Raw genomic sequence first — 12,968 nt, 5'->3', positions numbered from 1 at the left:
TTTTAATGGTGATTTTCATCTCTACCTTCATGCGTCTAAATTTAACAAGGAGTTTAATCAGTTTTCGATAGCTAAAGCCGATATAGGTTATGCGTTTAAACTTAGTGATAAATTTTCGGCCAATATTTTTACCCAAGGCGGATTCAAGATTGGTGATACCAATACGCAAACCCTCGATTTTGCACTTGGAGGTTATGGCAATAATTTTATTAATAATTTTATTTCTTTTTATGGATACGATCATGTATCGCTCACCGGTGATAGTTTTGTAAAAGGTACTTTGAGTTTGGATTATGAACTTTTTAAAAAACACTACATCACCGCTTCAGCTAATTATGCCAATATAGGTTATGGTTTGTTCGAAACGGGCAATTGGTTTTCTACACCCGATTACTCTGGATATGCCTTAGGTTATGGCATTGAAACTTTTTTAGGACCTCTACAATTTAAATACACTTACTCTCCTGAAACCAGAAAAAGAATTTGGTTTTTCAATCTGGGGTTTTGGTTTTGATTAATATTCCGGCGGAGGCAGGAATCTCATGAGTTTATCATAATTTTTTGAACACAGAAAACACAGATTGAGCAGATTGTCACTGATTTTTTATCTGCGATTATCGGCGGGAGTTGTTTCGCTGAGATACACGGCGTGTTTTTTGGGCATTGATTTTACTGATGTCATAGATGTGCTTAGGTTTAATGAGCCTTCATTTTGATTAACGTATTTTAAAATTTGTGCAATAACAAAAACACCTACGCTTTTCGATGAGGTAATAATGGTGGTGGTTCGCCAGTAAATGGGTTCCATCTACCAATGCTTTTAGCTTCCATGCCTGCGGCACTGATAACCGCTCTGTCGCCATAACGCTCGCGCATTTTGTCTATCGCTGTGCTTAGGTTGAGGTATTTGGTGTCGTTCTCAAACAAATTGACCTGATGGCCACCTTCTACCAAATGACTGAATTTTACGCCAATCAAACGTACCAAAAGACGTCGGTTGTAAAGTTTTTTAAATAAATCCAATACCACTGGTATCAGGTTGTGATCCATAGCGCTATACGGAATGCGTTGTTGCTGGGTGTAGGTCTGAAAATCGGAATACCGGATTTTAAAAGTAACGCATGCTGTTAGTTTGTTACCGCGACGTAGTTGGTATGCCAAGTTTTCGGCCATAGCAATGATAATGCCTTTTAGCTTTGCAACATCGGTGGTGTCTTTATTAAAAGTACGTTCGGTAGAAATAGATTTGCGTTCTTGATATTGAATCACTGGAGAATTGTCAATGCCATTGGCTTTGTTCCAAATGCTCAACCCGTTTTTTCCAAGAACTTTGTACATGAGCTCCATGGGCATTTCTTGAACGGTTTTAATTTGCTTGATGCCCAGGTCGCATAAGGATTTATAGGTCACATCGCCAACCATAGGTATTTTTTTAACCGATAGAGGTGCCAGAAATTGTTTTTCGGTACCCGAAGGAACTCTGATTTCATTGTTGGGTTTTGCTTCGCCGGTGGCAATTTTTGAAACGGTTTTGTTGAGTGATAATCCAAAGGAAATTGGCAAGCCAGTTTCACGAATGATACGTTGGCGCAATTCTGAAGCCAATTTGTGACATCCAAAAAATTTATCCATCCCGGTCAGATCAATATAAAATTCGTCAATGGATGATTTTTCATACATCGGCACGCTGTCCTTAATAACATCGGTAACATTTTGTGAGAATTTAGTGTAAGTACCGGCATCGCCACGAAGCACAATGGCTTCGGGACACAATTGTTTTGCCATACGCATGGGCATGGCAGAATGTACCCCGAATGTTCGGGCTTCATAACTGCAGGAGGCTACAACACCTCTGTCGCTGGTGCCGCCAATAAGTATGGGTTTCCCGATCAGGCGACTGTCAAGCAGGCGTTCGCAGGATACAAAAAAAGTATCTAAATCCATGTGGACTATGGCGCGTTGGTGGATCATGATTTAAAATGTAATAGATAAAATGGGGTGGTTGATTAGGAAGTTTGTTTTTTGGAAGTCTATTTTTTTGAGTTTTTATACATGTTGTTCTGTTCTCAATGTTTTTTCTTTTTGTGAATAAAACTTAGGTAATGCGCTTGCACTATATCTCAAATCTTCAATTATTGCGAGCCGTTCCATGCATTTTACTTCAATGGCTACGCAATCAAATTCGATGGTTACTTTTCCTGTAATGCTGTAAATTCCTTTTCCTTCAAATGGGAATTTGTCAGCTACAGGTGGAAAGTGTACAGTATCTACAAAATCGCCATTACGATCCAAAAAGTTTCCAAAATGCATGATTTTACCACCGCTGGTTCGGGTGTTTTTAACAGTAATGAGATAGCCTTCAATTGTGACGGTTTTTCCTTCCAATAGTTTTAGATCTTTGGCCCGTAGTAAATTTGAGGACTGATTTTTTAATAAATCAAATGGACTACAAAGCGGAAATCCTAATAATTCGATGTCGTCAAAGGCATTTTCTAAAACACTACTTGGCAGTTTTGGAATTTTAAAGTGGATACGTTCTGTTTTAAAAAGCGTTATGGTTTGTTCTTGAGCGGTGTGTTTGGTTATTTTTAAATATGCTTCCCACAGCAATTCGCGCTTGTTGTTTCCTGTAAATCGGAATGCATTGATTTTTATTAAAATTGAAATTTGTTTTATGGAAATCGGGACGCGTTCAATAAAGTCATCCAAGTTCAAAAAGAGCCCGTGCGCATTGCGTTCTTCTATAATTTGCTTGATGGTTTTTGATTCTAAAGATTGCAGAAACATAAATCCGAGATAGATTGTTTTTTCACGAATAATGGTTTGTGTAAAACTTGTGTTAATGCAAGGTGCTTCAATTATGCCACCATTCATTCTAGCTTCGTGAACGTAGAGTTCTGTACTGTAAAATCCACCAAAATTATTGAGGGTTGCCACCATGTATTCCAATGGAAAATAAGCTTTCAGGAATAAGCTCTGGTAACTTTCCACGGCATACGATGCCGAGTGGCCTTTTGCAAATGCATAGCCTGCAAAACTTTCAATCTGCTTCCAAATATCGATGACCAAATCGTCAGGTTTTCCTGATTTTTTACAATTGTCAAAAAATTGCTGTTTCACTTTCATAAACTCATCGCGCGAACGGAATTTTCCTGACATGCCACGACGCAACATATCGGCTTCGCCAAGCGTAAGTCCGCCAAAATAATGTGCCACTTTGATGACGTCTTCCTGATACACCATGACGCCAAAGGTTTCTGGCATAAGATCGAGCAGTACTTTAGGAGCGTCGTTGCGGCGTTGTGGATTGCGATACCGTAAAATGTATTGGCGCATCATACCGCTTTTGGCTACGCCGGGACGGATGACGGAACTTGCTGCCACCAATCCTAAATAATCATCAACTTGTAGCTTTTGCATCAGCATGCGCATGGCAGGCGATTCTATATAAAAACAGCCAATGGTTCTGGCGTTTTTGAGCAAGTATTTGATGCGTGCATCTTGTTTGAATCGTTTAATGTCGTGAATATCAATAGGTGGTTTATCGGGATGATTATAAGCAACAATTTCCGTGGTTTCCTTGATTTTTCCGAGCCCACGTTGACTTAAAATATCAAATTTGTACAACCCGATATTTTCAGCTACAACCATATCAAACTGCGTGGTGGCATAACCTTTTGGAGGCATAAAGGTGGCACTGTAATAATGGATTGGTTTTTCGGAAATGATAATTCCCCCGGCATGAATGCCCAGATAATTGGGAAACCCTTCAATATAAGTACTGTATTTGACGACCAACTGCGATAGTTGATCCAAGTGCTGAATATTGTATTTGCCTTTTGTGAGTAGGTCTATTTCTAATTTTGGCAAGCCAAATACTTTTCCTAATTCACGGATGGACGCTTTAAATTTAAAGGTGTTATAAACGGCAATCAGTGCTGTGTTTTTAAATTTCGTAAAAATAAATCTGGTAATATCTTCTCGGTCCTTCCATGAAAAATCGATATCAAAATCGGGCGGGTTTTGTCTGAAGATATTGATAAAACGTTCAAAATATAAGTCGAGTTCTACAGGATCCACATCTGTAATCCGAAGTAAATACGCCACAATACTATTGGCACCACTGCCACGGCCTACGTAGAAATAATTTTTGCTTCGGGCGTATTTTAAGATTTTCCAATTGATAAGAAAATAGGATACAAATCCTTTCTGCTCAATGATGGACAATTCTTTTTCTATACGCTCAAAAACATGTTTTTGTGGATTTGTGTAACGGTATGCCAAACCGTCATAAGCCAGTTTTTTAAGCAGTTTAAAATCTAGGGCTTCGTTATTGGTGTAGCAACGTTGATTGTTTGGGTTTTGATGTGAAAAGTCAAAATTAATATGGCATTTATCAAGAATGTATGCTGTGTTTTTTAAGATTTCAGGAAACTCATGGTAAATAGTACCCAACTCTTGGTATGGTAACATTTTGTCTGTTTCTTGCCCCTGCTCACTTTTTGAAAGTTTGCTCAACAAAGTGTTGTTGTCAATGGCACGTAGCAATCGGTGGGTGTTATAATCCTTTTTGTTCTGAAAAGAAACAGTTTGCAGTATGACCAATTTATTTCTAAAAGCATTCCATTTAGAAAATTTGAGAAGGTTTAAATCTTGTGGTTTGATACCCAGAAACTCATGTTCTTTTAGGAGGTATGTTTTTTTGTGAACATATGGATATATAGCAAAAACATCATCTAGTTGTGGAGCAATTTCAGGAATTTTTAATTTGGAATCATGTAGAAATAAGGAAAGATAATCGTTGATGTTTTTATACCCATTATTGTTTTTGGCAAGCAGTATAAACTGTTGTTTCACACCATTTCTAAAATCGATTCCTAAAACCGGTTTTATTTTATATTTAGACGATAATTTCACAAAATCCAAGCATGCCGAAGTGTTGTTGATATCAGTCAACGCCAAGGTTTTTACGCCGTTTTCAGAAGCAATAGCAAGCAGCTGCTCTGGCTTGATGGTGCCATAGCGGAGACTGTAATAGGAGTGACAATTGAGATACATTTTATGGTACTGGTTTATAATTTCTCAAAATTAGCTATTATATGTAGTTTGTCTTGCTTATATTTGTAGCAATTGATAAATGACGGATGACGGATTGAAGATTAACGATGGTAAAATTTTGATCAAACTGATTACAGACAACCGACAACCCACAACAGTATATGAAACACATTCAAGTAAACATAAAGCATTTACGCTCCTTAAAAGAACTCTCGCAAGAACGTTTTGCAGATGAGCTGGGCTGGTCGCGGTCCATCGTCGGATCTTATGAAGAAGGCCGTTCGGAACCGCCCATTGACCGATTGATTGATTTATCGAATTATTTTAAAATTCCGATTGATATTTTGGTGAGAAACGATTTGCGGAAAGCTAAAGACACTTCTTTTATTGATATTGGAAGTAAGCGCATACTGTTTCCGATAACGGTTAATGAAGCTAATGAGGAGCTTATTGAAATTGTTCCCGCAAAAGCATCGGCGGGTTATTTGTCAGGATATGACGACCCCGAATATATTGAGCAGTTGCAGAAAATTAAATTGCCGTTTCTTCCCACCGGAACCCATCGTGCTTTTCCGATTAAGGGCGATTCGATGTTGCCTGTAAAAGATGGTGCTTTTGTAGTTGCTAAATTTGTTGAAGATCTTAAAGATGTAAAAAATGGACGTACCTATATTGTATTGACCAAAGACGATGGTTTGGTGTACAAACGCATCTATAATTTGATAGAAGAAAAGCAAAGTTTATTGCTGAGTAGTGATAACAAATCCTATCAGCCGTATGAAGTTCCTATAGAAAACGTGTTGGAACTTTGGGAATTTACCTGTTGTATCAACACTCAGGAATATGACGAGAAGGAATTAAAAATGAGTAGTATTATAGCAATGTTCCAAGAATTGAGAGTAGAGTTGGAAGCTGTCCAAAAAATGGCGTAATGGGAAAATCTAAAACCACTTATACCATTATTGATGTCGAAACTACAGGGCGTGGCAATGAGATTACGGAAATTTCCATTTTTAAGCATGATGGTGAAAAGGTTCTTGAAGAGTTTACATCATTAGTCAATCCGCAAGCTTTAATTCCTGATTATATCACAGCTTTGACTGGTATTGATAATGCGATGGTTGCCGATGCACCTACATTTTCGGAAATTGCAGAAGCGGTTCTTGCTATTACTGAAGATAGCATTTTTGTGGCCCATAATGTCAATTTTGACTATAATGTGATCCGTAAGGAATTTAAAAAAATTGATGTTGATTTTAGACGCCGTAAATTGTGTACGGTGCGTTTATCACGAGTGCTATTTCCGGGATTCCGATCGTATAGTTTGGGAAAATTGTGCGACTCGTTGGCTATTAATTTAGTCGATAGGCATCGTGCGCGTGGCGATGCCGAAGCCACCGTTACGCTTTTTGAAAAATTGTTGGCACATAAAAACTCTGAAACGGTTTTTAACGACTTTTTAAAAAAGGGTTCTAAAGAAGCCACTTTGCCTTCCTATTTACCAAGTGCCGTTTTTGATGCCATTCCCAATGGACCAGGTATTTATTACTTCAAAAATAAAAAAGGAAAAATCATTTATGTGGGCAAGGCTATCAATCTTAAAAAACGTGTTTTAGGCCATTTTTATGATAAAAAAGAAAAAGAACTCGATTTGTGCAGAGAAACAGCGCACATTGATTTTGAACTATCAGGAAGCGATCTTGTAGCACAACTTATGGAAGATGCAGCCATCAAACATCATTTCCCAATCTACAACCAAGCCGCTAAGCGCGTGCCAAAATCGTATGCTGTTTTTAGTTATGAAGATCGGCAAGGCATTCAACATTTGGCGTATAATACGTTGAAGGCAACACCAAATCCGTTGCAAATATTCCATAGTATCCGTGATTGTCGACTTTATTTGGAGCAAGTTTGTGAGCAATTTGAATTGTGTCCAAAATATTGTCATTTGCAAGAAAATGTTTGGACCTGTTCGCATTATAAATTGACCAGTTGTAAAGGTGTTTGCAGACAAGAGGAATCGGTCGATTTTTATAATGAGCGCGCCAATTTGGCTATTGATTATATGGCAAATTCCAATCAGAATATCGTTTTAAAAGAAAAAGGGCGTCATGCCGAAGAAGAGGCATTTATCCTGATAAAAAATGGACTTTATTTGGGTTATGGATTTGTGGAAAAATCAGAACAGATTTTAAATGCAGATGATTTGGAGACGTTTCTCATTCCGCAAAAGGAAACTACGGAAATTCAAGGAATTTTGAGAAAATTCTTATTGCAGTCTCCAAATGTTTTGACCTTAAAAGCATAAAATCCAAATGGCATGAAAGGAATTTTTTAAACACAACTTATACCAGTACCTACCAGTTTGTTTATATGGCAAATTATTTTAAATTTGTTATATGAGAATTGTAACGGTCAAGGAAAAATCGGGTATTCCCAAATACAAGCAAATTGTGGCTTCCATTGAAGGTGCAATAATGGCCGGTACGTTAAAAAAGGGAGATAAACTGCCTTCGCTCAACAGTATTAAAAATCAAAATTCACTTTCAAGAGATACCGTTCTGACCGCGTTTAATGAGCTTAAAACGAGAGGGGTCATAAAATCGATCGTTGGTAAAGGCTATTATGTAAACAGCGAGGATGTTGAGGTTAACCAAAAGATATTCTTGTTGTTTGATGAATTTAATTCATTTAAAGAGGATTTATACAATTCTTTTTTATCTGGTTTGGGCGATAATGTTCAAGTGGATATTTTCTTTCATCATTTTAATCCCGATGTGTTCAGTAAATTGATTAACGATAACGCTGGAGATTATAGCGCTTACGTTATTATGCCGGCAAATCTTAAAAACACTGAGAAAATTATCAATAGATTGCCAGAAGGAAAAGTTTTTATTTTGGACCAAACCAACGACGCACTTAAAAATTATCCTTCTGTTTTTCAGAATTTTAAAAAGGATATTTATCAAGGTCTCCAAGGTATTCTGACTCAAATTCAATCCTATGAAAAACTGGTTTTACTATATCCGGCGGCACGTCAGCCACAAGGTATTTTGGATGGTTTTAAACTATTTTGTTCAGATCATGATCTGCAAAACGAAGTCATCGATTCCCTTGAGAATAGAGCGTTGTCCAAAGGTGAAGTTTATATGATCTTGGACGATAAGAATTTAATACGCATCATAAAACGTATTAAGGAACAGCATTTTGTACTTGCTAAAGATATCGGGCTGATTTCCTATAATGATAGTTTATTAAAAGAGATAGTTGAAGGTGGCATCACAACAATCTCAACCGATTTTAATTTAATGGGACAACGATTGGCGCAAATGATCTTGAATAAAGAATTTGACCAAGTTGAAAATCCCAACCGTTTAATCCTTAGAAATTCTATATAAAATTTGTATCAACTTACTCACAACATAGAAAACGGATTGGATTTTATTGAAATACAAAATCCAAAAAACAAATCTAAAGCAACGCTATGTCTTAATCAAGGTGGTCGGCTTAGCAGATTGGAATTTGACGGCATTAAAGTGCTTGCCAATTTTGATTCTTCTACGTATGCCATAAATTATGCGTCGTCTATTCTTTTTCCATTTGTGAACAGAATTCGGGATGGCAAATACACATTTGATGGGGTTGACTACGTTTTGGATTGTAATGAAATTGATAAAAATAATGCGCTTCACGGATTGGTTTACGACAAGACTTTTAAATATGTTGATCATAAATTGACAGCAAATTACGGATCGGTAACCTTGCAATACACACACAACGAAACATCTCAAGGATTTCCTTTTCAGTTTGATATCCAATTGACTTATACATTATCTGACGAAAATTTCAGTTTAGCTGTCCACGTTGTCAATACCGATAAAAACCCATTTCCATTTACCATAGGTTGGCATCCTTATTTTGTGAGCCAAAATTTGGACCAAAGTGCTATTAATTTTGATGGTGATACGAAGTATGTATCTGATAAACAGCAAATTGTTTGCGGTACAAAAGCTTTGGATGTAAAAATGCCATATCCACTTGAAGGTGTAAAATTGGATGATGGTTATCCTCTTAAAAACAATACTATTTGCCTTTTAACACCTGAGTATGGTCTAAAGATAACAAGCAGTTCACAGGAAAATTACTTGCAACTTTATACGCCCAACACGCCAAATATTATTGCTATTGAGCCAATGACAGGAGCTGCCGATAGTTTTAATAATAAAATAGGTCTCCAAATTTTACAACCAAATGCTAATTATGCCATAAAATGGGATGTTACTTTTCAAAACCATTCAGATCAACTAATAACTAACTAAACAATTAGCTATGCAATTTTTAACTTTTATCGGATTTACGGCACTTGTTGCAATCATCTCCTATTTCAAAACTAGAAAAACAGACGAAACCACTTCAGACGGTTATTTTTTGGGCGGACGTAGCTTAACGGCAGGCGTCGTTGCAGGATCTTTATTGCTGACCAATTTATCTACCGAGCAATTGGTTGGATTAAATGGTTCGGCCTATCAAAGTGGATTGTCTGTAATGGTATGGGAAACCTTGGCGGCCGTGGCCATGGTGCTAACTGCTATATTTTTGTTGCCACGTTATTTAAAAGGAGGTCTAACCACCGTTCCAGGGTTTTTGTCAGAGCGCTTTGATGTGACCACCAAAACATTGACCTCTGTTCTGTTTCTTTCAGGCTATGTCGTGGTTTTACTTCCGGTCATTTTGTATTCGGGATCACTTGCCATTAGCGGTATGTTTGATGTTCCTGAATTATTGGGTGTAACCCATACACAATCCATTTGGATATGTGTTTGGGGCATTGGTATTATTGGTTCTATTTATGCCATATTTGGAGGTTTAAAAGCTGTTGCGGTATCCGATTCGTTGAATGCTATTGGTTTGTTGACAGGCGGACTTCTGATTCCTATTTTTGGTTTGTTGTTTATTGGTGATGGCAATCTGTTGGATGGACTTAGTACTCTAACCACTGAAAATCCCGATAAATTCAAATCGATGGGAGGACCAACTGATCCGGTTCCGTTCTACACGATCTTTACAGGAATGATGTTGGTGAATTTGTTTTATTGGGGAACCAATCAGCAAATTATCCAAAGGGCACTTGGTGCCAAAAATTTAAAAGAAGGTCAAAAAGGACTTTTATTGGCCAGTTTCATAAAAATATTGGGACCAATAATTGTTGTTTTACCAGGTTTAATTGCTTTTCATGTTTTTCAAGGCAGCTTAGAAAACGGTGATAGTGCTTATCCGTTGTTGGTCAAAAAAGTACTTCCTACCGCATGGCTCGGATTTTTTGCGGCTGTAGTGTTTGGGGCTATTTTAAGTTCGTTCAATAGTGTGTTAAACAGCTCGGTCACCTTATTTGGTATTGACGTTTATAAACAGCATATAAACAAAGAAGCCGATGAAAAAACGATTGTAAAGTATGGTAAAATATTTGGAACCGTACTGGCTTTTGCATCCATGTTTATAGCGCCACTTATTGCCAATGCCGGTAGTTTGTTTAATTATCTACAAGAAATTAATGGTATTTACAGTATTCCTATTTTAACCATTGTTGTTGTGGGTTATACCACAAAACGCGTCCCGGCCATTGCTGCTAAAGTCGGATTGCTTTCCGGTTGCTTGTTGTACTGTTTGAGCCAGTTTGTTCTTAAGGATTATTTTGTTAACAAAGCCATTGAAGAAGCAGTTTCATCGGGAGTCACGGATGCCGCCGCTTTGGCATTGGTAGAAGCACAGGCTTATCCACATTATTTGGATATTATGGCCATCTTATTTGTGTTGAATATCGTGATCATGCTGATTATCGGGAAATTCAAACCTAGAGAAGTACCTTTTGTCCAAGAATATACAAAACAAGTGGATATCACACCTTGGAAATATGTCAAACAGGCGGGCGTTCTTGTCTGTCTGATCGTCGTAGCGCTTTATGTTTATTTTGCTTAAATTATGACGAATAAGGAATTGATAGAAACGGTATCAGACCGTTTTAAAGACCGATTTGAATCAGAACCTTTAATCGTGTTTTCTCCGGGCCGCATCAATCTGATAGGTGAGCATACCGATTATAATGACGGATTTGTATTTCCAGCGGCCATCGATAAAGGCATCGCTTTGGCCATACAAAAAAGTGAAGCTCATCAAAGCACGGTTTTGGCTTTTGATAAAGATGAAACATATATATATGATTTAGATGCAATTCAGCCTTTAAAAAATGGTGATTGGAAAAACTACGTTTTAGGTGTTGTTGCAGAATTACAAGTACTCGGAAAAAATATCGGAAACTTCAATGCCGTTTTTTCCGGAAATATTCCTGGCGGCGCCGGGATGTCTTCGTCGGCGGCTTTAGAAAATAGTTTTGTTTATGGATTGAACGATCTCTTTGCTCTTGGATTGTCAAAACAAGAGATGATTTTGGTTTCTCAAAAGGCAGAACACAATTATGCCGGTGTAAAATGCGGCATTATGGACCAGTACGCCAGCATGTTCGGTATTGAAGACTGCGCCTTATTGTTGGATTGTAGAACGGTGACTTCACAGCCTTACAAAATCGATTTTAAGGATTATGAGTTAATGCTTATCAATAGTAATGTAAAGCATGATTTGGCAGAAACCGCGTATAATGACCGTCGTGAAGTTTGTGAAAAAGTGTCAAAATTACTTGGAATTAAAGCGTTGAGAGATGCTTCAAAAGCAGATTTAGATCTTATTAAAAATGACCTATTAGAAGCCGATTATCAAAAGGCATTGTATGTTATCGAAGAAAATAATCGTGTGCATCAATTTTCAGAAGCGATAGAAAAAGAAGACTTGGAAACTTTAGGAAACTTGCTTTTTCAATCCCATGATGGTTTAAGCAATAAGTATAAAGTAAGCTGTACAGAACTCGATTTTTTAGTGGATAAAGCACATAAAACTCCTCATGTTATTGGTGCCCGAATGATGGGCGGCGGATTTGGCGGCTGTACTATAAACTTGGTTTTGAAAAGTGAAGTTGAATCCTTTAAAAATCAGATCGCTGAACTTTTTAAAGCAAAATTTGGAAGAGCTTGCTCTATTTATGAGGTAAAACTGGCTCAAGGGACACATATTGTAAAGTCAAAATAATTGAACAAAAGTAAGATGGATAACAATTTGCAAGATTATTCGCATAAACGCTATAATATTTTAACGGGCGAATGGGTGCTTGTTTCGCCACACAGAGCGAAAAGGCCATGGCAAGGTCAAAACGAAGCCGTTTCAAATGAACAGCGACCTGCACACGATTCCACCTGTTATTTATGCGCAAGGAATACGCGAATTAATGGTGAAATAAATCCCGATTATAAAGATGTTTTTATCTTCACGAATGATTTTGCGGCATTGCAAACCACGTCGCCTACGTTTTCCATAAATGATGGATTGTTCAAAGCCGAAAGTGAACAGGGTATTTGTAAGGTTATTTGCTTCAGTCCGGATCATTCCAAAAGTTTGGCAGATATGGAAGTGGAGGATATCAATAAAGTAGTCCAAGCCTGGCAAAAGGAATACATGCTTTTAGGCTCAAACGAGATGATCAATTACGTTCAGATTTTTGAAAATAAAGGAGCCGTTATGGGCTGTAGCAATCCGCATCCACATGGGCAAATTTGGAGTCAATCCACATTGCCCAACGAAGTAGAAAAGAAAGATCAGCATCAAAAAGCCTATTTCGACAAAAATAAAACCAGCCTTCTGGGCGATTATCTCAAACAAGAACTTCAGGCCAATGAACGTATCATTTATCAAAACGATGCCTTTGTGGTCTTAGCGCCATTTTGGGCCGTTTGGCCGTTTGAAACCATGATTGTTCCTAAAAAAGCTTATAAAGACATTACCGAATTATCGGATGCAGAAAGCTT

At 37.6% G+C, this 12,968-nt stretch carries 9 protein-coding genes and 1 pseudogene; 8 read left to right on the top strand and 2 right to left on the bottom strand.

From position 1 onward, the window contains the following. Positions 1-514 (top strand): annotated as a pseudogene (locus VNJ50_RS07000) (patatin); the annotation flags it as partial. Positions 515-753: 239 nt separating this feature from the next. Here VNJ50_RS07000 and dinB read toward each other — a convergent pair. Further along, positions 754-1,971 carry a DNA polymerase IV gene (dinB, locus tag VNJ50_RS06995; protein ID WP_325580347.1) on the bottom strand — a complete coding sequence of 406 codons (1,218 nt, stop codon included), beginning with the start codon at positions 1,969-1,971 and terminating at the stop codon, positions 754-756. A gap of 75 nt (positions 1,972-2,046) precedes the next feature. Continuing rightward, on the bottom strand, positions 2,047-5,058 hold the full coding sequence (locus VNJ50_RS06990) for a DNA polymerase III subunit alpha (RefSeq protein WP_325580345.1): 3,012 nt from the start codon (positions 5,056-5,058) through the stop codon (positions 2,047-2,049). A 161-nt stretch (positions 5,059-5,219) separates the two neighbouring features. On the opposite strand from VNJ50_RS06990, the gene VNJ50_RS06985 reads away from it, so the two are divergent. The 7 genes from VNJ50_RS06985 to galT all read left to right on the top strand — a co-directional run. Then, entirely contained in the window at positions 5,220-5,990 is a 771-nt protein-coding gene (locus tag VNJ50_RS06985) for a LexA family transcriptional regulator (protein ID WP_325580343.1), read from the top strand. Next, positions 5,990-7,366: an exonuclease domain-containing protein gene (locus VNJ50_RS06980; RefSeq protein ID WP_325580341.1), complete on the top strand. Its 1,377-nt coding sequence runs from the start codon at positions 5,990-5,992 to the stop codon at positions 7,364-7,366. The genes VNJ50_RS06985 and VNJ50_RS06980 overlap by 1 nt, the downstream gene beginning before the upstream one ends. 91 nt (positions 7,367-7,457) lie before the next feature. Beyond that, positions 7,458-8,456, top strand: coding sequence for a GntR family transcriptional regulator (locus VNJ50_RS06975; RefSeq protein ID WP_325580339.1), 999 nt, complete (start codon positions 7,458-7,460; stop codon positions 8,454-8,456). Between the two features lie 3 nt (positions 8,457-8,459). After that, positions 8,460-9,377, top strand: a complete 918-nt coding sequence (locus VNJ50_RS06970) for an aldose 1-epimerase (protein WP_325580337.1) — start codon at positions 8,460-8,462, stop codon at positions 9,375-9,377. A gap of 10 nt (positions 9,378-9,387) precedes the next feature. After that, complete coding sequence (locus VNJ50_RS06965) at positions 9,388-11,034, top strand: solute:sodium symporter family transporter (protein ID WP_325580335.1); 1,647 nt, start codon at positions 9,388-9,390, stop codon at positions 11,032-11,034. A gap of 3 nt (positions 11,035-11,037) precedes the next feature. Then, the gene (gene galK / locus VNJ50_RS06960) at positions 11,038-12,195 is read left to right on the top strand and encodes a galactokinase (RefSeq protein WP_325580333.1); all 1,158 of its coding nucleotides are present in this window, start codon (positions 11,038-11,040) and stop codon (positions 12,193-12,195) included. 15 nt (positions 12,196-12,210) lie between these two features. Then, on the top strand, positions 12,211-12,968 hold a 758-nt coding region (galT, locus tag VNJ50_RS06955), incomplete at its 3' end, for a galactose-1-phosphate uridylyltransferase (RefSeq protein WP_325580331.1).

Origin of the sequence: Gelidibacter sp. (genome assembly GCF_035577925.1) — a bacterium.
In the GTDB taxonomy this organism is placed as follows: domain Bacteria; phylum Bacteroidota; class Bacteroidia; order Flavobacteriales; family Flavobacteriaceae; genus Gelidibacter.
The sequence above is the reverse complement of the archived record's forward strand: the minus strand, read 5'-3'. Positions and strand labels throughout refer to the sequence as shown.